A 25,537-nucleotide genomic window follows, 5' to 3' on the forward strand; every position below is an offset into this window, starting at 1 on the left:
CGTCGGCGACGCCACGCGGGAGCTGGAGAGCGCCGGGTTCCAGGTCGACGAGGACCGAGGACTGCTCGGCCTGTTCGGCGACACGGTGAAGGGCCAGTCCGTGGAGGGCGGGGAGACCGCGCCCAAGGGCTCGACGATCACCATCAAGATCCGGTGACGGGGGTGGGCAGGAGCCCATGGGCAGGGCAAGGCCGGGCGCATGACACCCTGAACGGGTGAACAATCAGCTGTCCGGCCCGTCCCGCAACCCCGTGGGCGGCCACGTCCCCGTGGCCGGTGGGCTCCACTCCGTCGGCCTGTCCTACGCCCGTGACCTGAAGGCCGAGTCCGTACAGGTCTTCGTCGCCAACCCGCGCGGCTGGGCCACTCCGGCCGGCAATCCGAAGCAGGACGAGGCGTTCCGCGCCGCGTGCGAGGCCGAGTCGATCCCGGCGTACGTCCACGCCCCCTATCTGATCAACTTCGGCTCGCACACCGAGGCGACCGTGGAGCGGTCGGTGGAGTCGCTGCGGCACTCGCTGCGCCGCGGGCGGGCGATCGGGGCGCTGGGCGTGGTGGTGCACACCGGCAGCGCGACCGGCGGCCGGGAGCGGTCGGTGGCGCTGAAGCAGGTACGGGAGCATCTGCTGCCGCTGCTCGACGAGCTGACCCACGACGACGACCCGTATCTGCTGCTGGAGTCGACCGCCGGCCAGGGCGCCTCCCTGTGCTCACGGACGTGGGACTTCGGCCCGTACTTCGAGGCGCTGGACGCCCATCCGATGCTGGGCGTGTGCCTGGACACCTGCCATGTCTTCGCCGCCGGGCACGACCTGACCGGCCCCAGCGGCATGCACCAGACGCTGGACCTGCTGGTGGACACGGTCGGCGAGGGCCGGCTGAAGCTGATCCACGCCAATGACTCAAAGGACGTGGTGGGCGCTCACAAGGACCGGCACGAGAACATCGGCGTGGGCCACATCGGCGAGGACCCCTTCCGGGCCCTGATGACGCACCCCGCGACCGAGGGCGTGCCGCTGATCATCGAGACGCCGGGCGGCAAGGAAGGCCACGCGGCGGACGTGGAGCGGCTGAAGAAACTGCGCGACTGCTGAACGTCGCAGAGGCTCAGAGGCCGGGGCCGTCCCCGGGCTCCTCCTGGTACGAGTAGCGCTGCTCCTGCCAGGGGTCGCCGATGTTGTGGTAGCCGCGCTCCTCCCAGAAACCACGCCGGTCAGCGGTCATGTACTCCACGCCGCGCACCCACTTGGGGCCCTTCCAGGCGTACAGGTGGGGCACGATCAGACGCAGCGGGAAGCCGTGCTCGGCGGTGAGCAGCTCGCCGTCCTTGTGGGTGGCGAACAGGGTGTGCTCGGAGGCGAAGTCGGACAGCCGGACGTTGGAGCTGTATCCGTACTCGGCCCACACCATCACATGGGTGACGTCGTCCGCGGGCGGCGCGATGTCGAGGATCGTGCGCGCGGGGATGCCGCCCCACTCGACGCCCAGCATGCTGAACTTCGTGACGCAGTGCAGATCGGCCACGACGGTGGTGTACGGCAGGGCCGTGAACTCCTCGTGGGTCCAGCAGTGCTTGCCGCCGTCCGCCGTGGCGCCGAAGACCCTGAACTCCCAGCGCTCGGGCCGGAACTTGGGGACGGGCCCGTAGTGCGTGACCGGCCAGCCGCGCTGCACCCGCTGTCCCGGCGGAAGCCCGGGCTGCGTCGCTCCTGCCGGATCACGCCCTTCTCCCGATTCGTGTCCCACCGGCTGACCCATGTCTCCATCCTGACAGACCTCGGGTGATGCCCCCGACCGGGGCCACCCCAAACGGGGCAATTCGAACTAAGCATGCCCTTACTTAGTAAGTGAAGACTTACTGGACGATCTTCGCCGCCGGTGGAATCATGCGGCGCAACCTGCCAGTTCCCCCGCGTGGAAGGAGCCTCTGCGATGCAGGGCGACCCCGAGGTCCTCGAATTCCTGAACGAGCAGCTGACCGGCGAGCTGACGGCGATCAACCAGTACTGGCTGCACTACCGGATCCAGGACAACAAAGGCTGGACCAAGCTCGCCAAGTACACGCGTGAAGAATCCATCGACGAGATGAAGCACGCGGACAAGATCACCGAACGCATTCTCATGCTGGACGGCCTGCCCAACTACCAGCGGCTCTTCCACGTACGGGTCGGCCAGACGGTCACCGAGATGTTCCAGGCCGACCGCCAGGTCGAGGTCGAGGCGATCGACCGCCTCAAGCGCGGTATCGAGGTGATGCGCAGCAAGGGCGACATCACGTCCGCGAACCTCTTCGAGTCGATCCTGGAGGACGAGGAGCACCACATCGACTACCTGGACACACAACTGGAGCTCATCGAGAAGCTGGGTGAAGCGCTGTACCTCGCGCAGCAGATCGAGCAGCCGAGCTAGGGTCAGACCCCTAGGCGGCGTCCTCCAGCTCCGCGAGTACCGGCTGGCCCCGGTCGGCCAGTTCACGGCGAGGGCACGAACCCCTGCCCAGAATGGCTTGGATACGGCGTACGCACGACCCGCAGTCCGTGCCCGCCTTGCATGCGGACGCTATCTGCCGAGGGGTACAGGCGCCGCCGTCCGCGTGCTGCTTGACCTGCTGCTCGGTGATCCCGAAGCAACTGCACACGTACACGCGGTCCACCTCCCGACAGGTCGTTCCAAGGCGCCGTCCCCGTTGATCGGTGAGGCTAACCTAACCTTACCCGCCGGGTCGAAGACGCAAAAGTCGACTGGGGCGCGGATCGTATGTGATCCGCGCCCCAGTCGATGTCGGGGTAACAGGCGAACCCGTTACTGGTCCCTGTACATCTCGGCCACGAGGAACGCCAGGTCCAGCGACTGGCTGCGGTTGAGCCGCGGGTCGCAGGCCGTCTCGTAGCGCTGGTGCAGATCGTCGACGAAGATCTCGTCGCCGCCGCCCACGCACTCGGTGACGTCGTCGCCGGTCAGCTCCACGTGGATGCCGCCCGGGTGGGTGCCGAGCGCCTTGTGGACCTCGAAGAAGCCCTTGACCTCGTCGAGCACGTCGTCGAAGCGGCGGGTCTTGTGGCCGGAGGCCGCCTCGTAGGTGTTGCCGTGCATCGGGTCGGTGATCCAGGCCACGGTCGCGCCGGAGGCGGTGACCTTCTCGACCAGCTCGGGGAGCTTGTCGCGCACCTTGTCGGCGCCCATGCGGACGATGAAGGTCAGCCGGCCCGGCTCACGCTCGGGGTCGAGGCGCTCGATGTACTGCAGCGCCTCCTCGGCCGTGGTCGTCGGGCCCAGCTTGATGCCGACCGGGTTGCGGATCTGCGAGGCGAACTCGATGTGCGCGTGGTCCAGCTGCCGGGTGCGCTCACCGATCCACACCATGTGCGCGGACACGTCGTACAGCTGCCCGGTGCGCGAGTCGACCCGGGTCAGGGCCGACTCGTAGTCGAGCAGCAGCGCCTCGTGCGAGGAGTAGAACTCGACCGTCTTGAACTCCTCCGGGTCGGCCCCGCAGGCGTGCATGAAGTTGAGCGCGTTGTCGATCTCGCGCGCCAGCTGCTCGTAGCGCTGCCCCGAGGGGGACGACTTCACGAAGTCCTGGTTCCAGGCGTGCACCTGGCGCAGGTCGGCGTAGCCGCCGGTGGTGAAGGCGCGCACCAGGTTCAGCGTGGAGGCCGAGGCGTGGTACATCCGCTTCAGCCGCTCGGGGTCCGGGACGCGGGCCTCTTCGGTGAAGTCGAAGCCGTTGACGGAGTCGCCCCGGTACGTCGGCAGCGTCACCCCGTCGCGGGTCTCGGTCGGCTTGGAGCGCGGCTTGGAGTACTGGCCGGCGATGCGGCCGACCTTCACCACGGGCACGGACGCGGCGTACGTCAGCACGGCGCCCATCTGGAGCAGCGTCTTGAGCTTGTTGCGGATCTGGTCCGCGGACACCGCGTCGAACGCCTCGGCGCAGTCGCCGCCCTGGAGGAGGAACGCCTCTCCCTTGGCGACGGCCGCCATCCGGGCGCGCAGCTGGTCGCACTCGCCCGCGAAGACGAGCGGCGGATACGACTCGAGGTCCGCAACGACTGCGCGCAGAGCCTCGGTGTCGGGGTACTCGGGCTGCTGCGCCGCGGGCAGGTCTCGCCAGGTGTTGCCAGCACTCGCGCTGGTCTTAGCGTTCACGGTCACGGCCTCAACATTACGGGGTCGTGTCGGACGTCCTGACCCATGCCCAGCAATTGAGACACGGGGTACACGACTCGGACATGGGGTAGGGTCCCTGCCATGTTCGCGCACTCGATCCAGACCTGGTGGTGGACCGCTCATCCGGCGGCCCGCTGACTGCGCGTACGACAGACTTCGCGAAGGCCGCCCGAGGGGCGGCCTTCGGCGTTTCCCGGGGTCGTTCCTCTCCACCGAAATCCCACCGGATCCTCGGAGAAGGAGCACGCACCCATGAATCTGCTCGGCTTGCTGGACGACACCCGCCCGTTCGCCCTGCTGCGCCGCCGCACCCCGGGCCACGATCAGGGACTGATCGAGGTCCTCGTCGGCCCGGTCACCACGCACGACCGCCTCGCCGACCTCCCCGACGAGGGTCTGGCGCTCGTCCCTTTCCGGCAGATCCGCGAGCGCGGCTTCGACGTCCGCGACGACGGCACTCCACTGTCGGTGCTGACGCCCGAGGAGTCGTACGGCGTTCCGCTCACCGACGCCCTGGAGCAGCTCCCGGCGCACGACGTGCGCGTCGAGGGCGGTGGCTTCGACATCGGTGACGAGGAGTACGGGGAGATCGTCGGGCGCGTGTTGCGGGAGGAGATCGGCCGGGGTGAGGGCGCGAACTTCGTCATCCGGCGGACGTACGAGGGCGAGATCCCCGGGTTCGGGCGGGCGGACGCGCTCGCGCTGTTCCGGCGGCTGCTGGAGGGCGAGCGGGGCGCGTACTGGACGTTCGTCGTGCACACCGGCGACCGGACGCTGGTCGGGGCGAGCCCGGAGGTGCACGTCCGGATGTCCGGCGGCACGGTCGTCATGAACCCGATCAGCGGGACGTACCGCTATCCCGCCGAGGGGCCGACGCCCGAGCACCTGCTGGACTTCCTCGCCGACGGCAAGGAGATCGAGGAGCTGTCGATGGTCGTCGACGAGGAGCTCAAGATGATGTGCACCGTCGGCGACATGGGCGGGGTCGTCGTCGGACCCCGGCTGAAGGAGATGGCACACCTCGCGCACACCGAGTACGAGCTGCGCGGGAAGTCCTCGCTGGACGTGCGGGAGGTGCTGAAGGAGACCATGTTCGCGGCGACCGTCACGGGCTCGCCGGTGCAGAACGCCTGCCGGGTCATCGAGCGGCACGAGGTCGGCGGGCGCGGGTACTACGCCGGTGCGCTGGCCCTCCTCGGGCGGGACTCGGGCGGTGCCCAGACCCTCGACTCCCCCATCCTCATCCGCACCGCCGACATCGACACCGGCGGCCGGCTGCGGGTGCCGGTGGGCGCCACGCTGGTGCGCGGATCCGACCCTGCGGGCGAGGTCGCGGAGACGCACGCGAAGGCGGCGGGAGTGCTGGCCGCCTTGGGCGTACGTCCTTCCCGGCCGCGCGCGCAGGCCGTACGGCCACTCACGGGCGACCCCCGGGTCCGGGCGGCGCTGGACGGGCGCCGGGCCTCGCTCGCGCCCTTCTGGCTGCGGATGCAGGAGCGGTCGGGCCAGCTGGAGGGGCACGCCCTCGTCGTGGACGGGGAGGACACCTTCACGGCGATGCTCGCGCACGTGCTGCGCGCCGGCGGCCTGGAGGTGAGCGTGCGGCGCTACGACGAGCCGGGGCTGCGGAAGGCGGTGCTCGCGCACGAGGGACCGGTGGTTCTGGGGCCCGGACCGGGTGACCCGTCAGATCTGGCGGACCCGAAGATGCGGTTCCTGCGCTCCCTGACCGCCGAGGTGACCGGCAGGCACCCGCACGGCGTCCTGGGCGTCTGCCTCGGGCACGAGCTGATCGCCACCGAACTGGGTCTGGACGTCGTACGCAAGGAAGTGCCGTATCAGGGGGCGCAGACGGAGATCGAGCTGTTCGGGCGGCGGGAGACCGTCGGCTTCTACAACAGCTTCGTGGCGCGCTGCGACGACGAGGAAGCGGCGGAGCTGGCCGCGCACGGAGTCGAGGTCAGCCGCGCCGCGAACGGGGAGGTGCACGCGCTGCGGGGGTCCGGATTCGCGGGGGTGCAGTTCCACCCGGAGTCCGTGCTCACGCTCAACGGCGCGGCGGTCGTGCGGGACCTGGTGGGGCAGTTGCGGGGCACGAGCACGCCCTCGGTGTAGCACGGGGCCGGTCGGGCCGCGCGGCCCGACCGGCGTCCGAGCCGGACGGTCCGTCAGCCGAAGAACACCCCGACCTCCTCGTACAGCTTCGGGTCCACCGTCTTCAGGCGGGCCGTCGCGTCCGCGAGGGGGACGCGGACGATGTCCGTGCCGCGCAGGGCGACCATCGTGCCGAAGTCGCCGTCGCGGACGCAGTCGATGGCGTGCAGTCCGAAGCGGGTGGCGAGCCAGCGGTCGAAGGCGCTGGGGGTGCCGCCGCGCTGGACATGGCCCAGGACCGTCGTGCGGGCCTCCTTGCCCGTGCGCTTCTCGATCTCCTTGGCGAGCCACTCGCCGACACCGGACAGGCGGACGTGCCCGAAGGAGTCCAGCGACTGGTCCTTGAGGACCATGTCGCCGTCCTTGGGCATGGCCCCCTCCGCGACGACGACGATCGGCGCGTACGACGCCCTGAAGCGGGACGTCACCCAGGCGCACACCTGCTCGACGTCGAAGCGCTGCTCGGGTATGAGGATGACGTTCGCGCCGCCGGCCAGGCCCGAGTGGAGGGCGATCCAGCCGGCGTGCCGGCCCATCACCTCGACGACCAGGACCCGCATGTGGGACTCGGCGGTGGTGTGCAGCCGGTCGATGGCCTCGGTGGCGATGCCGACCGCGGTGTCGAAGCCGAAGGTGTAGTCGGTGGCGGACAGGTCGTTGTCGATCGTCTTCGGAACGCCCACACAGGGCACGTCGTACTCGCCGGACAGCCGGGCGGCCACGCCCAGGGTGTCCTCGCCGCCGATGGCGATGAGCGCCTCGACCTCCAGCTCGGCGAGGTTCTCCTTGATGCGGCGGATGCCGTTTCGCTCTTTCAGCGGGTTGGTCCGCGAGGAGCCGAGGATGGTGCCGCCGCGGGGCAGGATGCCGCGCACGGCGGGGATGTCGAGACGGACGGTGTCGTTTTCCAAGGGCCCTCGCCAGCCGTCCCGGAAGCCGGTGAAGTCGTAGCCGTACTCCTGCACGCCCTTGCGGACGATGGCCCGGATGACGGCGTTGAGTCCGGGGCAGTCGCCGCCTCCGGTCAGTACTCCGACCCGCATGGAATGTCCCTTCGCAGCAGGTGCCTGACGAAGGGTCAGTGTGGCGCGGGTCTCACTCGTCGTCGAGGCCGCGTTCTATCGCATACCTGACCAGCTCGACGCGGTTGTGCAACTGGAGCTTGCCGAGGGTGTTCTGGACGTGGTTCTGCACCGTGCGGTGGGAGATGACCAGGCGTTCGGCGATCTGCTTGTAGCTCAGGCCCTTGGCGACGAGACGCAGCACCTCGGTCTCGCGGTCGGTGAGCCGGGGTGCCTTCGGTTCGCCGGTGTCCTGGGCGGGGGCGGGTTCGGAGGCCAGGCGGCGGTACTCGCCGAGGACCAGCCCGGCGAGGCCGGGGGTGAAGACCGGGTCTCCGACGGCCGTGCGGCGGACCGCGTCCTGGAGTTCCTCGGTGGAGGCCGACTTCAGCAGATAACCGGTCGCGCCGGACTTCACCGCCTCCAGGACGTCGGCGTGCTCCCCGCTCGCGGAGAGCACCAGGACGCGCAGCGCCGGGTCGGCGGCGACGACCTCCTTGCAGACCTGGACGCCGGGCTTGCCGGGCAGGTTCAGGTCGAGCACGAGCACCTCGGGCGCGGCGGCCTTGGCGCGGCGCACGGCCTGGTCGCCGTCGCCCGCGGTGGCCACCACCTCGAAGCCCGACTCGGCCAGGTCGCGGGCGACCGCGTCGCGCCACATGGGGTGGTCGTCGACCACCATGACCTTGATCGGGTCCCGCCGGCCCTCCGTGGTCTCCGTCATCGCCGCTCCGCCTTCCCCCGTACGTTCGTCACGTCCTTCGGTACCTTCAACTCGACCTCCGTGCCCTGGCCCGGCACCGAGATCAGCTCCGCGCTGCCGCCGAGGTCGCGCAGCCGGCCGCGGATCGACAGGGCGACGCCGAGCCGCCCCTCGCCCTCGGCCTGGGCGAGCCGCCCCTCCGGGATGCCGGGTCCGTCGTCCCGTACGGTGACGATCACCTCGTCCGGCTCGTCCTCGACGAGGATCCACGCGCGCGCCTGCTCCCCGGCGTGCTTGCGGACGTTGTCCAGCGCCGCCCCGACGGCGGCGGCCACCTCCCGGGCGGCGAGCGGCGCCAGCGGCACGGGCGCGCCGGGCTCGGCGAGGCTGACCTTGGCGCCGGCGTACGGCGCGAGCAGGGCGCGCAGGTCGACGGGGCCGCTCTCCTCCGGCTGCTCGTCGACGGCCCGGACGACGGCTCCCTCGGCGGCGTCCTCCGAGACCCGGGATACGGGCACCAGTCCGCCGGAGACCAGGGTGCGCAGGGCGACCTCCTGCTCGCCGGCCATCCGGCCCAGCTCGGCCGCCTCGCCGCCGATCACCGCACCGCGCCGCTGCACCATCGCCAGCACCTGGAGCACGCTGTCGTGGATGTCGCGGGCGAGGCGCTCCCGCTCCCTCGTCGCCGCCTCGATCTCCAGGGCGCGGGCGAGGGTGCGCTCGGAGGCGCGGGCGACCTCGACCACGTAGCCGATGGCGATGGAGGCGATGCAGACCAGGATGACGTTGTGGACGGTGTCGCGGGCCGGGCTGCCGCGCTCGATCAGGTTGGCGACGGCTACGAGGCTGGAGGCGAGGGCCGCCCAGCGCCAGCCGCCCTTGATGGCGAAGGCGAGGACGGCACCGGCGGTCCATATCGACGGCAGCGTGGGGCCGCCCGCCTGGACCCGCTCGTGCGCGTCGGCGACCGGCGTGAGCAGGATGCCGGTGATGGCGACGGTGAGGTCGGCGGCGAGGAACCGCTTGGTGCAGCGGGCGGCGTTCGCGACCCGGGGCAGTGTGGCCAGAGTCCACACGCCCAGCACGGCGTAGTAGGCGACGGCGACCCAGGGCCGGACGAACTCCTCGTAGGCGGTGGCGAACAGGCCGACCGCGTACAGCATCGTGAGCACCCGGTAGGCGGTCAGCGCGCGCCACAGCGGCTGCTCGACCGACATCCTCAGGACTCGCTCGCGCTTGGCCATCTCCCCCACCCCTGGCTCAAGTCCCCGACTAGGGCTCGGTCCGTCGCTGCTCCGGCTTTTCCTGCCCGGACTTTCCCTTTTCCGCTTGTTCCTTCTCCGCCCGTGCGAGCGCGGCCTTCGCCGCCTTCTCGGCTTCCTTCTCCGCCTTCGCCGCCTCCGTGAGCTGCCGCTTCATGGCCGTCGCGTACATGTCGACGTACTCCTGGCCGGAGAGCTTCATGATCTCGTACATGACCTCGTCGGTCACCGCGCGCAGCACGAAGCGGTCGTGCTCCATGCCCTGGTAACGGCTGAAGTCCAGGGGCTTGCCGATCCGGATGCCGGGGCGCATCAGCTTCGGCATGACCTTCCCGGGCGGCTGGATCTTCTCCGTGTCGATCATGGCGACGGGGATGACGGGCGCGCCGGTCGCGAGCGCCACGCGCGCGAGGCCGCCCGGCTTGCCGCGGTAGAGCCGCCCGTCGGGCGAGCGCGTCCCTTCCGGGTAGATACCGAACAGCTCGCCGCGCTCCAGCACCTCGATGCCGCTCTTGATGGCGGCCTCACCCGCGCCGCGCGCACCGGAGCGGTCCACCGGAAGCTGCCCGACTCCCTTGAAGAAGGCGGCCGTCAGCCGGCCCTTCACCCCGGGCGTGGTGAAGTACTCGGCCTTCGCGATGAACGTGACCTTGCGGTCCAGGACCGCGGGCAGGAAGAACGAGTCCGAGAAGGAGAGGTGGTTGCTCGCCAGGATCGCGGGGCCCTCGGCGGGAACGTTCTCCAGGCCTTCCACCCATGGCCTGAAAGCGACCTTCAGCGGTCCTCCAACAGCGACCTTCATCGCGCCGTACAACAACCGAGTGCCTCCTGTATGTGTCGATCAGACCATAACCCGGCGCGCTGTCAAAGGCGCCGACGGCCCTGGTCGGTGTCAGTGCCGTCGCGTACGGTGAAGGTCCCGCGAACGCCGTGCGATCCCTGCCATGACGTTCCGTGACAATCCGTGATCGTGTCAGTCCCTTCTCACGACCAGGAGGCCGAAGGTGCCGGTCCTTGCCGGAGCCGAGCCATTTCGCCACGAGGGCGGGGAGACCGCCGTGCTCCTCTGCCACGGCTTCACCGGTTCACCGCAGTCGCTGCGCCCCTGGGCGGAGCATCTCGCCGCGCGCGGCCTGACCGTCTCGCTGCCGCTGCTGCCCGGGCACGGCACGCGCTGGGAGGACCTGCGGATGACCGGCTGGCAGGACTGGTACGCGGAGGTGGACCGCGAGCTGCGCCTGCTGTGCGAGCGCCGGGAGCAGGTGTTCGTGGCCGGTCTGTCCATGGGTGGCGCCCTGGCCCTGCGGCTGGCCGCGAAGCACGGCGACGCCGTCAGCGGCGTGGTGGTCGTCAACCCGGCGAACAAGGTGCACGGCCTGGCCGCGCACGCCCTGCCGGTGGTCCGCCACCTCGTCCCCGCGACGAAGGGCATCGCCAGCGACATCGCCAAGCCTGACAGCAGGGAGCTCGGCTACGACCGGGTGCCGCTGCACGCGGCGCACTCCCTGCGGCAGTTCTTCCGGATCGTCGACGGCGAGCTGCCGCAGGTCACCCAGCCGGTGCTGCTGCTGCGCAGCCCGCAGGACCATGTGGTGCCGCCCGCCGACTCGGCCCGTATCCTCAGCCGCATCTCGTCGACCGACGTGAAAGAGGTCCTCCTGGAACAGAGCTACCACGTCGCCACGTTGGACCATGACGCGGACCGGATCTTCGCGGAGAGCACCGCGTTCATCGGCCGGCTCGCGTCCGGCCTCGGCAACGAGCCCGGTCTCGGCAAGGAAGGGACGACCGCAGGTGGCTGAGCACGACTCCGACCGCGAGGGCCGCGAGCCGGACGAGAAGGGCGTCCCGTTCGACGAGGAGGCCGCCTGGGCGGCGATCGTCGCCGGGTACGGCGACGAGCCGCCGGACCCGCCGGGCGCCAAGCCGTTCAAGTCGATCGAGGACCTGGCGCTGCTGGAGTCTCCGACCAACGACGACCGGGTGGACACGGCCGGGGACGCCGCGTCGGCCCCCGCGGAGGCCGGGAAGCCCGGCGAGCCGGACGGGCCGGAGCCGAAGAGCACCGGCGACAAGCCGGACAAGACTGCCGGACCGCTGGGCGGCTCCGTCTCCTTCGCACCTGGTGTCGGCCCGCGCGACTACACGGCGCCCGAGCCCACCGAGGACGACTTCGACGAGGACGACGAGGGGCATTTCGTGCCGCCGGAGCCGCCCCCGCTGCCGTCCGCCGACCCCACCGCGAAGTTCGCCTGGCTCGGCGTGCTGGGCGGGCCGGTGCTGCTCCTGCTCGCCGTGCTGCTCGGCTGGGAAATGACGTGGTGGCTGGCCACACTGGGGATCGGCGGGTTCGTCGGCGGGTTCGCGACGCTGGTGATGCGGATGCGGACGGACGACGAGGAGGACGACGACCCGGGGCGGGGTGCGGTCGTCTAGACGGCTGAGTTTCGGGCGCCTGGAATTTTGAGGGCGGCCAGGACCGGGAGGTGGTCCGTGGCCGCCCTCAGGTCTGTGCCGGTCACTCCGGGGTGCTCGAACGGCACCCCACAGCCCAGCACCTCGATGCCCTTGGTCGCGAAGACCGCGTCGATGCGCTGGTAGGGGTCGGCGGGGGTCCAGGTGTGCTCGCCGCCCCACGGGGACGCGGCCCGGCAGTCGGTCAGGGTGCCGGCCAGCCGGCGGAAGGCGGGGCCGTCGGGGCGTTCGTTCAGGTCGCCGCCTGCGATCGCGTGCTCCACGCCCATGCCGGCGAGCCGGTCAAGGAGCATGCCGGCCTGGTCGTAGCGCTCGTCCTTCTGGAGCGACAGGTGACAGCTCAGGACGCCGAGGCGGGTGCCGGCGAAGCGGACGACCGCCGTGGCGAAGCCGCGGCGGTGCAGGCCGGGGGTGTGGGGCAGGAGGACGTCCTCCGTGCGTTCGACGCTCGCCCGGAGCGAGCTGAGGATCGCCGGCCCTGTGGTGGTGGCGCCCCCGGTGACGACGACCAGGTCGGAGGCGAGGGCGAGGCGGGCGAGTTTCTTGCGCCAGCGGAAGAAGCGGGGGGCTTCTTGGACGAGGACCAGGTCGGGCTCGCAGGCCTTGATGACACGGGCCAGGGCGGTGGTGTCGTCCCGCATGGAGCGGATGTTGTAGCTGAGGACCCTGATGACCGCGGAACCGTCGGGTTCGGTACGGGAGTTGGGGAGCAGGGGCATGTGATCAATTTACGCCCAATAGCTCGGGGCGCGGGGTTCGTACGCGAGTACCGGTGGTGCGTGGCCGTTCGCGCAGTTCCCCGCGCCCCCAAAAGCAAAGAATGGCGTTTACATGATCGGGTCGGGTTCCCTGGCCAGGTCCGCTGCTCCCACCAGGCCGGCCTTGTTGCCCAGTTCCGCGGCCCTGACCTCGGCCACCGGGCGCCAGTTGCCGCCCACCAGCCAGCGCTTGTAGGACTTGCGGATCGGGCCCAGGACCAGTTCGCCCTCGTCGGAGAGGCCGCCGCCGACGATGAAGGCGGAGGGGTCGAAGAGGGAGGCGAGGTCGGCGAGACCCGCGCCGACCCAGCGGGCCAGTTCGCGGTAGGAGTCGACGGCCACGCGGTCGCCCTGGCGGGCGGCCATGGAGATGTGCTTGCCCTCGATGCCGTCGGGCGTGCCGTTGCCGAGGCCGAGGAGGATCTCGGCGTTCTCGGGGGTGGCGTTGGCGCGCTGCTTGGCGTACCTCACCAGCGCCCGCCCCGACGCGTACTGCTCCCAGCAGCCCTGTGAGCCGCAGCCGCACAGCAGGCCGTCCGGCACCATGCGGATGTGGCCGAACTCGGCGGCCACGCCGAAGTGCCCGCGGCGCAGCTTGTTGCCGATGATGATGCCGCCGCCGAGGCCGGTGCCGAGCGTGATGCAGATGACGTTGCGGTGGCCCTTGCCGGCGCCGAACTTGTACTCGCCCCACGCCGCGGCGTTCGCGTCGTTCTCGACGACCACCGGGAGGCCCACGCGGGCCTCGACCTTCTCCTTGAGCGGCTCGTTGCGCCAGTGGATGTTGGGCGCGAAGTAGACCTCGGAACGCTGCCGGTTCACATATCCGGCCGCGCCGATACCCACGCCGACGATGTCGTGCCCGACGCGTGCGCCTTCCACCGCCGAGGCGATGGCGTCCACGATGCCCTCAGGCGTGCCCGGGGTCGGCACCTTGTGGGTCGAGAGGATGTTGCCTTCCTCATCGACCACGCCGGCCGCGATCTTCGTGCCGCCGATGTCGACGCCGATGGTGAGTCCCATGAATCCCTCAGTTTCGGTCGAGCCCCGCTACGGCCAACGGTACCCGAGGCACGCCGTCGGGTCGGCTGTCGTCCGCACGCTGGGCAGGACCGGCGGCGGCACGCCGGTCGCGGCTCGTCCGGGGGCGGGGGCTCAGTCCAGGTCGATGCGCTCCCCCGGACCGCCGTCGTCGCCCCGGTCATGGCGTTCGTCCAGGTCACGCGGGTCGATCCGGTCGTCGCGGCCGGTCCAGCGGCGCTCCTGGGCCTCGACGGCGGAGCGGTAGGCGGCGAGCAGTTCGTTCCCGGCGGCGGCCAAGTGGTCGAACACGTCCGGGTTGCGTTCGATGACGGGTTCCACGGCGGCCTTGGCCTGCTGGACGACCTGCCGGACGACCTGCTCGGCGGCGGGTCCCGCGACCGCGCCGAACAGCGGGGACTGGATCCCCGACAGCTTGTCCGCGACGGCGTCGACGAGCTTCTTCAGTTCCTCGGCCGCGGAGCCCGGGGGCGGGCCGTGCTCGGCGCGGCGGCGGGCCTTCTCCGCCTCGAGGTCCTCGGCGCACGCGGTCGCCCAGGCATCGGGGTCGGTCGCCCGCACCTCGTCGACGGCCTCTTCACGGGCGGCGTCGGACGGGGGGAGCTCTTCGCTCATGACGGACTCCTGACTACGGTTCGTCCCTACGACGTTACCCCCTCTCACCGGGTCCGCGGCCACAGCTTCGGATCGGGCGCGAAGCGGACGCGCAGCTCGCCCTCGCGCAGGGCGGCCCCGTCGACGGTGCAGCGGCGCAGCGCGGAGGGCAGCGGAACGATACGGCGGAAAGGCCCCGCCGTGACGAGAAGTTCGTCGCCGCGCCGGACGAGGTCCAGCTCCTCGCGTACGGCGCCGGGCAGCGGGATGTGCCAGACGAGCACGCCGTCCTCGCCGAGCCGGTCGGTGACCGGCCAATCGACCGGTGGGGCGGGGGCGTCCGGGGCGACGCCGGGCACGGCGAGGCCGGCGAGGTCGTCGGCGCCGACCGGGTCGCGTCCCAGGTGGGCGACGGTCCGGACGTCGTACGACTCCCGCCACTCCTCCAGTGTCTTGCGCTGCTGGGCGACCGGGCCGGCCAGCCAGGTGTCCGGGGACGCCTCGGGCAGGACGCGGTTGGCGACCACGACGTCGGTGCGCAGGCCGCGCAGGGCGAGGCCGAGGCCCGCTGCGCGGAGGGCGTCGGCGCCGGCCGGGCCGGGCTCGGCGACCAGTCGTACGACGGTGTCGCGGTCGGCGACGACCGCCTCGACGGCGGCCAGCTCCAGGTCCCAGCGGGCGGCCGTCTCGTACAGCCACTCGGCGGGCATGGGCACGCCGGCGAGCCGGCCCAGTACGGGGCGCAGGGCGCGGGCGGCCTGGCGTTCGGGCGGGAGCAGGCGGCGCAGGTAGCGGCGGAGCTCCTCGGGCAGGGCGAGCAGGGCGAGGGCCTGCGGGGCCGGTGGCAGGTCGACGACGAGCAGGTCGTACGACTCCGACAGCGCGGCGTCGCGCAGGGCGCGCAGGAGGGCGAGTTCCTCGGCGCCGGGGAGCGGGGTGAGTTCCTCGGGGTCGAGGCGGGAGGCGCCGAGGAGGTCCAGGGCGGAGGAGGCGCGGTCCTGGAAGGCGGTGAGGTCCTTCCGGAAGTCCTGGGCGGGGTCGGGGCGCCAGGCCGTGAGACGGGGTGCGGCTTCCGTCGGCTCAGGTCCGGTGCGAGTCCCCAGTGCGGCACCGAGGGTGTCCGTGCGGTCGGCGCCGAGGACGAGGGTGCGGGTGCCCTCCGCCGCCGCGGCCAGGGCGGTCGCGGCCGCGAGGGTGGTACGGCCGCTGCCGCCGGGGCCGGTGATCAGGATGGTGCGCATGGGGGTGAACGGTACCGGCCGCTTGTCCGGTACCCGGCGTTGGTGCTGGCGACGGTCGGGGGCGCAACCCGGCGCTGCGGGGTGCCGCCCGCGCCCACGCGTGCCGCCCCAGGCGGCACGACTGCCCGCGGGTCACGCGACTACTTGCCCGATTCGACGCGCTTCTTCAGACCCGCCAGCGCCCTGTCGATGATGACCTTCTCCGCCTTGCGCTTGATCATGCCGAGCATGGGGATCTTGACGTCGACGGTGAGCGCGTAGGTGACCTCCGTACCCCCTGCCCCCGCCGGCTTCAAAAGGTAGGTGCCGTCCAGGGAGCGGAGCATCTGGGACTTCACGAGGGTCCAGGACACCTCGTTCTCGCCGGTCCACGTGTACGCGAGGACCTGGTCGTCCTTGATCGCACCGGCGTCCATGACGAGCCGGACCTGCTCGGCGCGGCCCTGCTCGTCGGTCTTGAGTACCTCGGCCTCCTTCACCTCGCCGGTCCAGTCCGGGTAGCGGGCGAAATCGGAGATGACCGCCATGACGTCGGCCGGGGCCGCCTCGATGGTGATGCTCGAGCTGGTGTGTTCCGCCATCTCCGTGGCTCCTCCAGATGCGGGCCGGTATGAGGTCGTCGTGCGCAAGTGTGCAGCGTGAAGGCTACCGCGCACGGGACCCGCCGATCTCACCCGACCTGGGACGTCCTCACCATTCCAGCGCCCACGGCGTACCGGTCCCCGCGAAGTGCCCCACGTTCACACACTCGGTTGCCCCGATCCGCATCCGCCGCACCAGCGGCTGGTGCACGTGTCCGAAGAGGGAGTAGCGGGGGCGGGTGCGGCGGATGGCGTCCAGCAGGGCCCGGCTGCCGCGCTCGAAGCGGCGCGCGACGGTGTCGTAGACCAGTTCGGGAACCTCGGGCGGGATGTGCGTGCACAGCACGTCGACCTCGCCGACGGCCTCAATCTTGGCCGCGTACTCCTCGTCGCTGATCTCGTACGGCGTCCGCATCGGGGTGCGCAGGCCGCCGCCGACGAAACCGAAGACCCAGCCGCCGATCTCGACGCGCTCGCCGTCGAGGACGGTCGTGCCGGGGCCGGCGTACTCCTGCCACAGGGGCGGCATGTCGACATTGCCGTAGGTCGCGTACGTCGGGGTGGGGAACGCGGCGAACATCTCGGCGTACTGCTTGCGCACCGCCTTCTCGATCACCGAGGACCGGTCCGCGCCGACGCCGGCCCACAGCCGGGCTCCGAACTCCCGCGCCTCCTGGAAGCGGCGGGCGGTGCGCAGCGCGACGATGCGGTCGGCGTTCTCGACGCCGAACAGGTCGGGGAAGATGCCGCGCGAGTGGTCGGCGTAGTCGAGGAAGAGGACGAGGTCGCCCAGGCAGATCAGGGCGTCTGCGCCCTCGCCGGCCCTCGCCAGGTCACGGGCGTTGCCGTGCACGTCGCTGACCACGTGCACGCGCGTCCTGTGGATTCCGGCTGGTGTGGGTGCCATGGCGATCAAGGGTAGGCCGAGCGCTGCACTTGTGAACAGCGGCGGCCCTACCTGCGGTTACTGGCCAGTCAGTTAGTAGGTGGACTACTGTGCGCGAAGGAATACCCCACTGTGTGACGCAGCGAACATCTCGACGGGACCCCCTGTCGTAGAAGCCATACCGGCGGGTAACGTCCGGGCAGTCCAGTCGTGCTCTGCATTTCAACAAGTGAATGCCGGAGCACCCGCCCGAGCCTTGGACCGGACCGTCGCATCACACAACGTCGTGGCGCCGGCGCCCTATGAGGAGCAGCAGTCTTGCGCGAGTTCAGCCTTCCGGCTTTGTACGAGGTCCCTGCGGACGGCAATCTGACCGACATCGTCCGCAGAAACGCCGCGCAGCACCCGGACGTCGCCGTCATCGCCCGCAAGATCGGCGGCACCTGGCAGGACGTCACGGCCACCGTCTTCCTCGCCGAGGTGCGCACGGCCGCGAAGGGGCTGATCGCCGCCGGCGTCCAGCCGGGCGACCGGGTGGGCCTGATGTCCCGCACCCGTTACGAGTGGACGCTGCTGGACTTCGCGATCTGGAGCGCGGGCGCGGTGACCGTGCCGGTGTACGAGACCAGTTCGCCGGAGCAGGTCCAGTGGATCCTCGGCGACTCGGGCGCGACCGCGTGCATCGTGGAGTCGGGCGGTCACACGGCCGCCGTCGAGTCGGTGCGCGACCATCTGCCGGCGCTCAAGCACGTGTGGCAGATCGAGGGCGGCGGCATCGACGAGCTGGGCCGGCTCGGGCAGGACGTCACGGACCAGACGGTCGAGGAGCGCAGCTCGATCGCCAAGGCCGACGACCCGGCGACCATCGTCTACACCTCGGGCACGACCGGCCGCCCCAAGGGCTGTGTGCTCACCCACCGCAGCTTCTTCGCGGAGTGCGGCAACATCGTGGAGCGGCTGCGTCCGCTGTTCCGCACGGGCGAGTGCTCGGTGCTGCTCTTCCTGCCGCTCGCGCACGTCTTCGGGCGCCTCGTGCAGATCGCGCCGATGATGGCGCCGATCAAGCTGGGCTGCGTCCCGGACATCAAGAACCTCACCGACGAGCTGGCCGCGTTCCGCCCGACCCTGATCCTCGGGGTGCCGCGCGTCTTCGAGAAGGTCTACAACTCGGCGCGCGCCAAGGCCCAGGCCGACGGCAAGGGCAAGATCTTCGACAAGGCCGCCGACACGGCGATCGCCTACAGCAAGGCACTGGACACCCCCTCCGGCCCGTCCCTCGGCCTGAGGATCAAGCACAAGACGTTCGACAAGCTCGTCTACAGCAAGCTCCGCGCGGTCCTCGGCGGCCGGGGCGAGTACGCCATCTCCGGCGGCGCCCCGCTCGGCGAGCGCCTGGGCCACTTCTTCCGCGGCATCGGCTTCACGGTCCTGGAGGGCTACGGCCTGACCGAGTCCTGCGCGGCCACCGCGTTCAACCCCTGGGACCGGCAGAAGATCGGCACGGTCGGCCAGCCGCTGCCCGGCTCGGTGGTCCGGATCGCCGACGACGGCGAGGTGCTGCTGCACGGCGAGCACCTGTTCAAGGAGTACTGGAACAACCCCGGCGCGACGGCGGAGGCGCTGGCCGACGGCTGGTTCCACACCGGTGACATCGGCACCCTCGACGAGGACGGCTACCTCAGGATCACCGGCCGCAAGAAGGAGATCATCGTCACCGCGGGCGGCAAGAACGTCGCCCCGGCCGTGATCGAGGACCGCATCCGGGCGCACGCCCTGGTCGCTGAGTGCATGGTGGTGGGCGACGGGCGGCCGTTCGTGGGCGCGCTGATCACCATCGACGAGGAGTTCCTGGGCCGTTGGTGCGCGGACCACGGCAAGCCGGCGGGTTCCACCGCGGCGTCGCTGTGCGAGGACCCGGACCTGCTGGCCGCGATCCAGGCCGCGGTCGACGACGGCAACGCCGCGGTGTCGAAGGCGGAATCGGTGCGGAAGTTCCGCATTCTGTCCTCCCAGTTCACGGAGGAGTCGGGCCACCTGACCCCCTCACTGAAGCTGAAGCGGAACGTGGTGGCGAAGGACTACGCGCACGAGGTCGAGGCGATCTACGCCAAGTAGCAGGGCTTTTCCCGGGCTGTTCATGGCGCGGTGTCCTCGGCGAGGACCCGCGCCATCGTGCGTTCGGCGAGGGCCGTGATGGTCACGAAGGGGTTGACCCCGATCGACCCGGGCACGAGCGAGCCGTCGGTGACGTAGAGCCTGGGGTAACCCTTCACACGCCCGTAGTCGTCCGTCGCCCGGCCCAGTACGCAGCCGCCCAGCGGGTGGTAGGTGAAGTCGTCGGCGAAGACCTTGCTGCTCGATCCGAACAGGTCGTGCCGGTAGATCGTCGAATTGGCCGCGTTGATCCGGTCGAACAGCTTCTTGGCCATGGCGACGGAGACCGCGCTGTGGGCGGCCGTCCAGCCGAGCCGTACCCCGCCCGACCCGGTGTCGTACGTGAAGGACGCCCGCTCCCGGTTCCCGGTGATCGCCAGATAGAGACTCACCCAGTGCTCCAGTCCGGTCGGCAGCGGGGCGATCTCGGCGAACACGGGGTTGGCGGCGTTGGCCCAGTCGTCGATGCCCATGACCGGCATGGTCGACTGGTTCGCGCCGACCGTGTCCCACAGGTGATTGGCCCGGCCGAGCATCACGTTGCCGTTGGTGCCCCAGCCGATGCCGACACCGGGGTCGAGATCGGGCAGGGTGCCCGTCTCCCGGGCGCGCAGCAGCAGTTCGGTGGTGCCGAGACTGCCGCCGCCGAGGAAGAGGTACGTGCAGCCGTACTCCTTGGTCTCGACGACCCGGCCGGTCGAGTCGATGCGGTCCGCGGTCAGGACGTAGCTCCCGTCCGGCGCCCGGCTGATCGCGCGAACCTTCTCCAGGGTGTGGATCGTGACGTGGCCGGTGCCGAGCGCGGCGGCGAGATAGGTCTTGTCGAGGCTGCGCTTGCCGTGGTTGTTGCCGTAGATGACCTCTCCGGCGAGTGCCGACTTCGGGGCGGTGCCGGCCGCCTCGCGCGTCATGTGGCCGAAGTCGTAGACGTTCGGCACGAAAGTGGTCCGCAGTCCGGTCTTCTCCGCGTGCTGACGGGAGACGCGGGTGAAGCGGTACCACTCCGTCGACTCGAACCAGGCCGGGTCGACGGTGTTCACGCCGAGGGCGGCGCGGGCGCGCGGGAAGTACGTGCCGTACATCTCGTCGGCGTCGACGGTGGGGAACTGCTCGGCGAAGTAGGCCCTGGGCGGCGTGACCGCCATGCCGCCGTTGACGAGTGAACCACCGCCGACGCCCCGGCCGACGTACACGGACATCTGCGCGAAGTGCACGCGGTCCAGGACTCCCGGGTAGCGGCCGATGTCCCTGTTGACGACGTCCAGCCAGAGGAAGGTGCCCAGGGGTGCCTCGGTACGGGTGCGGAACCACATGGAGCGCTGGTCCGGAGTGCGGGTGGAGCAGAAGATCCTGCCGTCTGCGCCGGGGGTGTTCCAGAGCCGGCCCATCTCCAGGACGAGGGTGCGGATGCCGGCCTGGGCGAGGCGGAGGGCGGCCACGGCGCCGCCGTAGCCGGAGCCGATGACGATCGCGGGGGCGGTGTCGACTGCTTCGGGCTGGGCGGCTCGGGCGGAGTCGAGGCCGATGCGGGTGAAGCCGAGGGTGGCTGCGGTCTGGAGGGCTGCCATGCCCAGGATTTGACGTCTTGTCAGTTGACGCTGTATCAGGTTTGATGTCATGTGCGCAGCATGGGCGGATTATTCGGTTCCGCCTAGTGGGGTGCCGCGTATTCGTCGTGGGCGGGTACGGGTGGTTTGTGGCTGGTCGCGCAGTTCCCCGCACCCCTGAAAGACCACTACAGCAGGTTCTTCAGGTGCTCCGCGAGCAGGTCCCAGCGCCACTTCTCCTCGACCCATTCCCTGCCCCGCTCGCCCATCCTGCGGCGCAGCTCGGCGTCTCCCAGGAGGGCGATGATGCGGTCGGCTGCCTCCGCTGGAGAACCGCCGCGGACCACCCAGCCCGTCTCGCCGTCGAGGACCGCGTCCGGTGCGCCGCCCGAATCGCCGGCGACGACCGGGAGGCCCGTCGCGGAGGCCTCCAGATAGACGATGCCGAGGCCCTCGACGTCGAGGCCGCCGCGGCGGGTGCGGCAGGGCATGGCGAAGACGTCGCCGGCGCCGTAGTGGGCGGGCAGCTCCGCCCAGGGCACCGGGCCCGTGAAGCGGACGGAGCCGGCGACACCCGTGTCGTGGGCCAGCCTGCGGAGGTCCTTGTCGTAGGGGCCGCCCCCGACGATCAGCAGCACGGCGTCCGGCTCGGCCGCCAGGATCCGGGGCATCGCCTGGATCAGGGTGTCCTGGCCCTTGCGCCGCACCAGCCGGGAGACGCACACCACGACCGGGCGGTCCGTCAGCCCGAGCCTCGCCCGGATCTCGTCGCCGCCCGAACCGGGGTGGAAGGTCTTCTCGTCGACGCCCGGCGGCAGCTGCGCCATCCGCGCGGCCGCCTGCTGGCTGAGCGCGCCGGCGATCCGGGAGCGTGTGTACTCGCCGAGGTAGGTGATCGTGTCCGTGGAGTCGCCGATCCGGCGCAGCAGCTGCCGGGCGGCGGGCAGTTGCGCCCACCCGGCCTCGTGCCCGTGCGTGGTGGCGACCAGCCGTTCGGCGCCCGCGCTCCGCAGCGCCGGCGCCATCAGGCCGAGGGGGGCCGCCGCCCCGAACCACACCGAGGTGCACCCGTGCTCCCGCAGCAGCCCGGCGGCCCGCCGGGTGACGCCCGGCGTCGGCAGCAGCATGGTCGTACGGTCCCGTACCACGGTGAAGGGCTGCTCCGCGTCGAAGGCGGCGGTCGCCTCCACGCCCTCCCGGCTCCGCTTCCAGGTCGACGCGTAGACGACCAGCCGCTGCGGGTCCAGCCGCAGCGCCATGTTGTGCAGAAACGCCTGGATGCCGCCCGGCCGGGGTGGGAAGTCGTTCGTCACGATCAGGGTCTTGCGCACGCCGCCGACCCTACCGAACCGCCCCTCACGGCCGTACGCGCCGGCAGGTGTGGCACGCTCACGGCTGTCGGGGACATCATGGCCTCCTCGACACGGCACGCGGACGGGCAGGGATCTGGTGAGGACGACGGGCGCGAGGCGGTCCCTGGCATGTCTGCCGGTGGCGTGGTGTCTCACGAGGCTGGTGCTGCTGCTGTTCGTGCTGAAGGTGTACGTCTTCCCGGGCCCGGACGTGACGAGCGACGTGTCCGTGATCTACCAGGGCTGGTACGACGTCCTGCGCACCGGAACGTTCCCTCGGGACGACGTCACCTGGCAGTACCCGCCCGCCGCCGCCCTGGCGATCCTCTCCCCCGGCCTGCTGCCCTTCCTGCCCTACGCGACCGCGTTCTTCGTGCTGGTCTGCGTCACCGACCTGGCCGTCCTGGCGCTGCTGGCGTACGCCGGCCGGCGTCCCGGCAGGTCGCTGCGCGGCGCCTGGGTGTGGGTGGCGGGCGTGCCGCTGCTCGGCCCGACGGTGTACGCGCGCTACGACGTGATGGTCACGGCGGTGGCCGTGGCGGCGCTGCTCGCGGGCGCCCGGCATCCCAGGACGATGGGAGCGCTGGCCGCGTTCGGGGCGTTGCTGAAGGTCTGGCCGGTGATGCTCCTGCTGGCTGCCCGCCGACGGGCCTCCTGGGTGTCGGCCGTGGTGACGGGCATCGCGGTGACGGGCGTGTTCGCTCTGGCCATGCCGGGGGCGTTCGCCTTCCTGACCTTCCAGCGGGACCGGGGCACCGAGGTGGAGTCGCTGGGCGCGCTGGTCTTCCACGTCGCCCGGCACTTCGGCTGGGAGGGTGAGGTGCGGCTGAACTACGGCTCGATCGAGTTCCTCGGGCCGTACGTGAGCGAGGTGAGCGCGGGCGCCCTGTTCCTGACGGGAGCGGCCTTGGGCTGGCTGGTGCTGTGGCGGCTGCTGGCCCGGCACTTCGAGGAGCACACGGTCGCCGACGCGGCCTTCGTGGCGGTGCTGATGTTCACCACCACCAGCCGGGTGATCAGCCCGCAGTACATGGTGTGGCTGGTCGGGCTGGCAGCGGTCTGCCTGTACTTCCCCGGGAGCCGGATGAGGCTGCCGGTGGGGCTCGTCCTGGTGGCGTGTTTCGTGACGGTGCTGGAGTTCCCGCTCTACTTCGCCAATGTGGTGGCCAGCGACGGCCTCGGGCTGACCTTGCTGTTCCTGCGCAACGGCCTCCTGGTGGCCGCCGCGCTCCTCGCGGCCCGCGCCCTGTGGCGGGCGACGGTGCCGCGCACGGCCCCCGCTCCCCTGCCCGCTCAGCCCATCCGCACCGACGAGACCCCGGTCTCCACCTGAGCCGGGGTCCGCCGGAACAGCACCCCCGCCAGCCCGCACTGCACCGCCGTCGCCACCGCCAGCGCGAGGCACACGCCGGGCAGCCCGAGCCCCGTCAGGCCGTACGCGAGCGGCAGCTGAAGCGCCGTCCCGAGCACGGTCACGCGCAGCAGCCTCGGGGCGTCCCCGCCGCCCTCGAAGACCCCGCCGAGTGCGATGAGGCAGGCCATCAGCAGCAGATAGGGCCCGACGCAGCGCAGGAAGAGCACGCCCTCGCCCGCGACCCCGGGTCCGGCGCCGAAGGCGGCCATGAGCCACGGGGCGGTGACGGCCAGCAGTACGGCCGCGGCAAGGCCGATCGCTCCGGAGACCAGCACGGCCTGCCGCCCGATCTCCCACCGCGCGTCCCTTCCCTCACCCCGCGTGTGCGCGGTGTGGATGGACGCGGCCTGGCGGACGGCGTAGAAGGCCATGGTCGCCACGTACATGACCTTGTAGGCGATCGAGTACGCGGCCACCGCCGTCACCCCGAGCCGCGCCACGATCGCGACCAGGACCAGGGCGCCCGTCTGTCGCACGGTGAAGTCGGCGGACATGGGCAGGCCGGTCGTCAGCGTCCGGCGCAGGGAGACGGCCAGGGACTCACCCGGCGCCGCGCCGCGGGCGCTCCGCAGCAGTGCGTTGCGTCGGACCGCGACGAGTCCGGCCCCGAGCGCCACGGATCGGCACAGCACCGTGGAGGCGGCGGCGCCCTGGACGCCGTAGAGGTGGATGAGGAGCGGGTCGAGGGCCAGGATCAGGCCGTTGGACAGCAGGGCGAGTCGCAGCGGGGTTCTGGTGTCGCCGGTGCCCTTGAGGATGCCGTCGACGAGTTGCTGGGCGAAGAAGACGGCCATGCCGGGCATGGAGAGCGCGAAGTAGGCGACGGCGAGCGGGAGGGCGGCGCCGTCGGCCCCGCCCAGCACCAGCCGCGCCAGCGGTTCGCGACCGAGCAGACCGCCCGCCACCACCAGGGGCGTCACCAGCGCCCACAGCGCCCAGCCGCCGCGCACGGCCGACCGTACGCCGGCGGGGTCACGGGCGCCCCGGGCGTGTGCGACCAGCACGGTCGTGCCGGAACCGAAGACCAGGGCGATGCCGAGCAGCACGTTCTCCGTGGTGGTCGCCACGGCCACGGCGGCCACGGCCGGACCGCCCAGCCGGGCGACCCAGACGGTGTTGATGATCCCCGCGGCGACGGACGCCAGGAGCGAGAAGTAGACGGGACGGGCGAGCTGGAGGAGTTGCCTGCGGTGGGCGTTCACGGTGACTGTCCCCCTGGGGTCCTGGCGAACCTCGATGCGAGCTAACTCGATTCGAGGTAGCTCGTTAAGAGGTAGCATGAGGGCTCACGCACCCGCAAGGAGGACCATGCTGGAGCTGTCGATCCTGGGCTTCCTGGCCGAGGAGCCGCTGCACGGCTATGAGCTCAAGGAGCGGATCAAGGCGCTGACCGGCCATGTCCGGCCCGTGAGCGACGGCGCGCTCTACCCGGCGATCACCCGCCTGGTCGGGGCGGGCCTGCTCGACCAGCGCACCGAGCCGGGCGCGAGCGCGGCCCCGCGCCGGATCCTCGCCCTCACCGGCAAGGGCCGTGAGGAACTGCTGGAGCGGCTGCGCCACCCGAAGCAGGCCGAGATCACCGACCACGTCCGCTTCAACACGGTCCTGGCGTTCCTGCGCCACCTGCCCGACCGGCACGAGCAGGCCGCGGTGCTGCGCCGCCGGCTGGATTTCCTTGAGACGCCGTCGAGCTTCTTCTACGAGTCCGGCAAGCCGGTTCGCGCCGAGGAGGCGGACGACCTGTTCCGCCAGGGCATGCTGCGGGTCGCCCGAGCGACGGGCGAGGCGGAACGCGCCTGGCTGCGGGAGGCCATCGCACTGCTCGAACAGCCGGGATGAGGCCAGGGGCGGTCCGGTCCGGCCCGGCCACGGCACCATCGGCCGAGACGAACCCACGAGCGGCCCCACCGCGGCGCGGTCGGCCGAGCCGGCTTGCGGCGATCCGGTCCGACCATGCCCCGATCAGCCAAGACGAACCCGGGGCGACCGGGTCCGCCACACCCCCACCAGCCAAGACGAACCCGCAGCCATCCAGCCCCACCACACCCCAGCCAAGACGAACCCGCAGCCATCCAGCCCCACCACACCCCCACCAGCCCAGGCAAACCGACGGCCACCCCGCCCCAGCCCGCTCAGCCCAGCCG

Annotated in this window: 26 protein-coding genes; 10 read left to right on the forward strand and 16 right to left on the reverse strand. The window is 71.2% G+C overall.

The annotated features are described in order from the left end of the window. Together AOQ53_RS46920 and AOQ53_RS34125 are read left to right on the forward strand one after the other, a co-directional pair. On the forward strand, positions 1-157 hold a 157-nt coding region (locus AOQ53_RS46920; RefSeq protein WP_236711911.1), incomplete at its 5' end, for a PASTA domain-containing protein. 58 nt (positions 158-215) lie between these two features. Next, the gene (locus tag AOQ53_RS34125; protein WP_059423249.1) at positions 216-1,094 is read left to right on the forward strand and encodes a deoxyribonuclease IV; all 879 of its coding nucleotides are present in this window, start codon (positions 216-218) and stop codon (positions 1,092-1,094) included. A 13-nt stretch (positions 1,095-1,107) separates the two neighbouring features. Here the strand turns inward: AOQ53_RS34125 and AOQ53_RS34130 are convergent, their stop codons facing one another. Beyond that, a complete protein-coding gene (locus AOQ53_RS34130) occupies positions 1,108-1,758 on the reverse strand; it encodes a sulfite oxidase-like oxidoreductase (RefSeq protein WP_059423251.1) in 651 nt (216 codons plus the stop codon). 174 nt (positions 1,759-1,932) lie between these two features. Between AOQ53_RS34130 and bfr the strand changes: the two genes are divergently transcribed. Beyond that, entirely contained in the window at positions 1,933-2,409 is a 477-nt protein-coding gene (bfr, locus tag AOQ53_RS34135; RefSeq protein ID WP_059423254.1) for a bacterioferritin, read from the forward strand. 10 nt (positions 2,410-2,419) lie between these two features. On the opposite strand, the gene AOQ53_RS34140 is transcribed toward bfr, so the two are convergent. Both AOQ53_RS34140 and AOQ53_RS34145 read right to left on the reverse strand, forming a co-directional pair. After that, positions 2,420-2,653 (reverse strand): (2Fe-2S)-binding protein, encoded by a 234-nt coding sequence (locus AOQ53_RS34140; protein WP_059423257.1) that lies wholly within the window; start codon positions 2,651-2,653, stop codon positions 2,420-2,422. 149 nt (positions 2,654-2,802) lie between these two features. Continuing rightward, positions 2,803-4,155: a class II 3-deoxy-7-phosphoheptulonate synthase gene (locus AOQ53_RS34145; protein ID WP_059423259.1), complete on the reverse strand. Its 1,353-nt coding sequence runs from the start codon at positions 4,153-4,155 to the stop codon at positions 2,803-2,805. Positions 4,156-4,251: 96 nt separating this feature from the next. On the opposite strand from AOQ53_RS34145, the gene AOQ53_RS48245 reads away from it, so the two are divergent. Next, positions 4,252-4,308 (forward strand): trp operon leader peptide, encoded by a 57-nt coding sequence (locus tag AOQ53_RS48245; protein ID WP_078602827.1) that lies wholly within the window; start codon positions 4,252-4,254, stop codon positions 4,306-4,308. A 114-nt stretch (positions 4,309-4,422) separates the two neighbouring features. After that, positions 4,423-6,285: an anthranilate synthase family protein gene (locus tag AOQ53_RS34150; RefSeq protein ID WP_059423261.1), complete on the forward strand. Its 1,863-nt coding sequence runs from the start codon at positions 4,423-4,425 to the stop codon at positions 6,283-6,285. A 53-nt stretch (positions 6,286-6,338) separates the two neighbouring features. Here AOQ53_RS34150 and AOQ53_RS34155 read toward each other — a convergent pair whose 3' ends face one another. From AOQ53_RS34155 to AOQ53_RS34170, 4 genes are read right to left on the reverse strand one after another with little or no spacing between them, the layout of a single operon-like run. Further along, positions 6,339-7,367 carry a 6-phosphofructokinase gene (locus AOQ53_RS34155; RefSeq protein WP_059423263.1) on the reverse strand — a complete coding sequence of 343 codons (1,029 nt, stop codon included), beginning with the start codon at positions 7,365-7,367 and terminating at the stop codon, positions 6,339-6,341. 52 nt (positions 7,368-7,419) lie between these two features. Next, positions 7,420-8,109 (reverse strand): response regulator, encoded by a 690-nt coding sequence (locus tag AOQ53_RS34160; RefSeq protein WP_059423265.1) that lies wholly within the window; start codon positions 8,107-8,109, stop codon positions 7,420-7,422. Next, positions 8,106-9,332, reverse strand: coding sequence for a MacS family sensor histidine kinase (gene macS / locus AOQ53_RS34165; RefSeq protein WP_059423295.1), 1,227 nt, complete (start codon positions 9,330-9,332; stop codon positions 8,106-8,108). The genes AOQ53_RS34160 and macS overlap by 4 nt, the downstream gene beginning before the upstream one ends. Positions 9,333-9,360: 28 nt before the next feature. Further along, on the reverse strand, positions 9,361-10,152 hold the full coding sequence (locus AOQ53_RS34170; protein WP_059423297.1) for a lysophospholipid acyltransferase family protein: 792 nt from the start codon (positions 10,150-10,152) through the stop codon (positions 9,361-9,363). 202 nt (positions 10,153-10,354) lie between these two features. Between AOQ53_RS34170 and AOQ53_RS34175 the strand changes: the two genes are divergently transcribed. Both AOQ53_RS34175 and AOQ53_RS34180 read left to right on the forward strand, forming a co-directional pair. Next, positions 10,355-11,152, forward strand: a complete 798-nt coding sequence (locus tag AOQ53_RS34175) for an alpha/beta hydrolase (RefSeq protein ID WP_059423267.1) — start codon at positions 10,355-10,357, stop codon at positions 11,150-11,152. Next, positions 11,145-11,786 carry a hypothetical protein gene (locus AOQ53_RS34180; protein ID WP_059423269.1) on the forward strand — a complete coding sequence of 214 codons (642 nt, stop codon included), beginning with the start codon at positions 11,145-11,147 and terminating at the stop codon, positions 11,784-11,786. The genes AOQ53_RS34175 and AOQ53_RS34180 overlap by 8 nt, the downstream gene beginning before the upstream one ends. On the opposite strand, the gene AOQ53_RS34185 is transcribed toward AOQ53_RS34180, so the two are convergent. The 6 genes from AOQ53_RS34185 to AOQ53_RS34210 form a co-directional block, all read right to left on the reverse strand. Next, positions 11,783-12,544, reverse strand: a complete 762-nt coding sequence (locus tag AOQ53_RS34185) for an endonuclease/exonuclease/phosphatase family protein (RefSeq protein WP_059423271.1) — start codon at positions 12,542-12,544, stop codon at positions 11,783-11,785. The genes AOQ53_RS34180 and AOQ53_RS34185 overlap by 4 nt on opposite strands. Before the next feature lie 108 nt (positions 12,545-12,652). Beyond that, positions 12,653-13,606 carry an ROK family glucokinase gene (locus AOQ53_RS34190; RefSeq protein WP_020272969.1) on the reverse strand — a complete coding sequence of 318 codons (954 nt, stop codon included), beginning with the start codon at positions 13,604-13,606 and terminating at the stop codon, positions 12,653-12,655. 132 nt (positions 13,607-13,738) lie between these two features. Beyond that, on the reverse strand, positions 13,739-14,239 hold the full coding sequence (locus AOQ53_RS34195; RefSeq protein ID WP_059423273.1) for a DUF5304 domain-containing protein: 501 nt from the start codon (positions 14,237-14,239) through the stop codon (positions 13,739-13,741). Between the two features lie 44 nt (positions 14,240-14,283). Then, on the reverse strand, positions 14,284-15,459 hold the full coding sequence (locus tag AOQ53_RS34200; protein WP_059423275.1) for an ArsA family ATPase: 1,176 nt from the start codon (positions 15,457-15,459) through the stop codon (positions 14,284-14,286). 140 nt (positions 15,460-15,599) lie between these two features. Next, positions 15,600-16,040 carry an SRPBCC family protein gene (locus tag AOQ53_RS34205; protein ID WP_059423277.1) on the reverse strand — a complete coding sequence of 147 codons (441 nt, stop codon included), beginning with the start codon at positions 16,038-16,040 and terminating at the stop codon, positions 15,600-15,602. Between the two features lie 109 nt (positions 16,041-16,149). Continuing rightward, positions 16,150-16,947, reverse strand: a complete 798-nt coding sequence (locus AOQ53_RS34210; protein ID WP_059423279.1) for a metallophosphoesterase family protein — start codon at positions 16,945-16,947, stop codon at positions 16,150-16,152. A gap of 297 nt (positions 16,948-17,244) precedes the next feature. Here AOQ53_RS34210 and AOQ53_RS34215 point away from each other — a divergent pair, with 297 nt between their 5' ends. After that, positions 17,245-19,041: an AMP-dependent synthetase/ligase gene (locus AOQ53_RS34215; protein ID WP_059423281.1), complete on the forward strand. Its 1,797-nt coding sequence runs from the start codon at positions 17,245-17,247 to the stop codon at positions 19,039-19,041. Between the two features lie 20 nt (positions 19,042-19,061). Here AOQ53_RS34215 and AOQ53_RS34220 read toward each other — a convergent pair whose 3' ends face one another. After that, positions 19,062-20,699 (reverse strand): GMC oxidoreductase, encoded by a 1,638-nt coding sequence (locus AOQ53_RS34220; RefSeq protein WP_456293501.1) that lies wholly within the window; start codon positions 20,697-20,699, stop codon positions 19,062-19,064. Between the two features lie 116 nt (positions 20,700-20,815). Beyond that, positions 20,816-21,958 (reverse strand): glycosyltransferase family 4 protein, encoded by a 1,143-nt coding sequence (locus tag AOQ53_RS34225; protein ID WP_059423285.1) that lies wholly within the window; start codon positions 21,956-21,958, stop codon positions 20,816-20,818. A gap of 118 nt (positions 21,959-22,076) precedes the next feature. Here AOQ53_RS34225 and AOQ53_RS34230 point away from each other — a divergent pair, with 118 nt between their 5' ends. After that, on the forward strand, positions 22,077-23,312 hold the full coding sequence (locus tag AOQ53_RS34230) for a glycosyltransferase family 87 protein (RefSeq protein WP_059423288.1): 1,236 nt from the start codon (positions 22,077-22,079) through the stop codon (positions 23,310-23,312). On the opposite strand, the gene AOQ53_RS34235 is transcribed toward AOQ53_RS34230, so the two are convergent. Further along, positions 23,273-24,595, reverse strand: coding sequence for an MATE family efflux transporter (locus tag AOQ53_RS34235; protein ID WP_059423289.1), 1,323 nt, complete (start codon positions 24,593-24,595; stop codon positions 23,273-23,275). The two genes, AOQ53_RS34230 and AOQ53_RS34235, sit on opposite strands and share 40 nt — an antisense overlap. Positions 24,596-24,701: 106 nt before the next feature. Between AOQ53_RS34235 and AOQ53_RS34240 the strand changes: the two genes are divergently transcribed. After that, entirely contained in the window at positions 24,702-25,232 is a 531-nt protein-coding gene (locus AOQ53_RS34240; protein ID WP_059423291.1) for a PadR family transcriptional regulator, read from the forward strand. Positions 25,233-25,537 lie beyond the last annotated feature (305 nt).

The sequence above is a fragment of the Streptomyces azureus genome, from assembly GCF_001270025.1.
Classification (GTDB): domain Bacteria; phylum Actinomycetota; class Actinomycetes; order Streptomycetales; family Streptomycetaceae; genus Streptomyces; species Streptomyces azureus.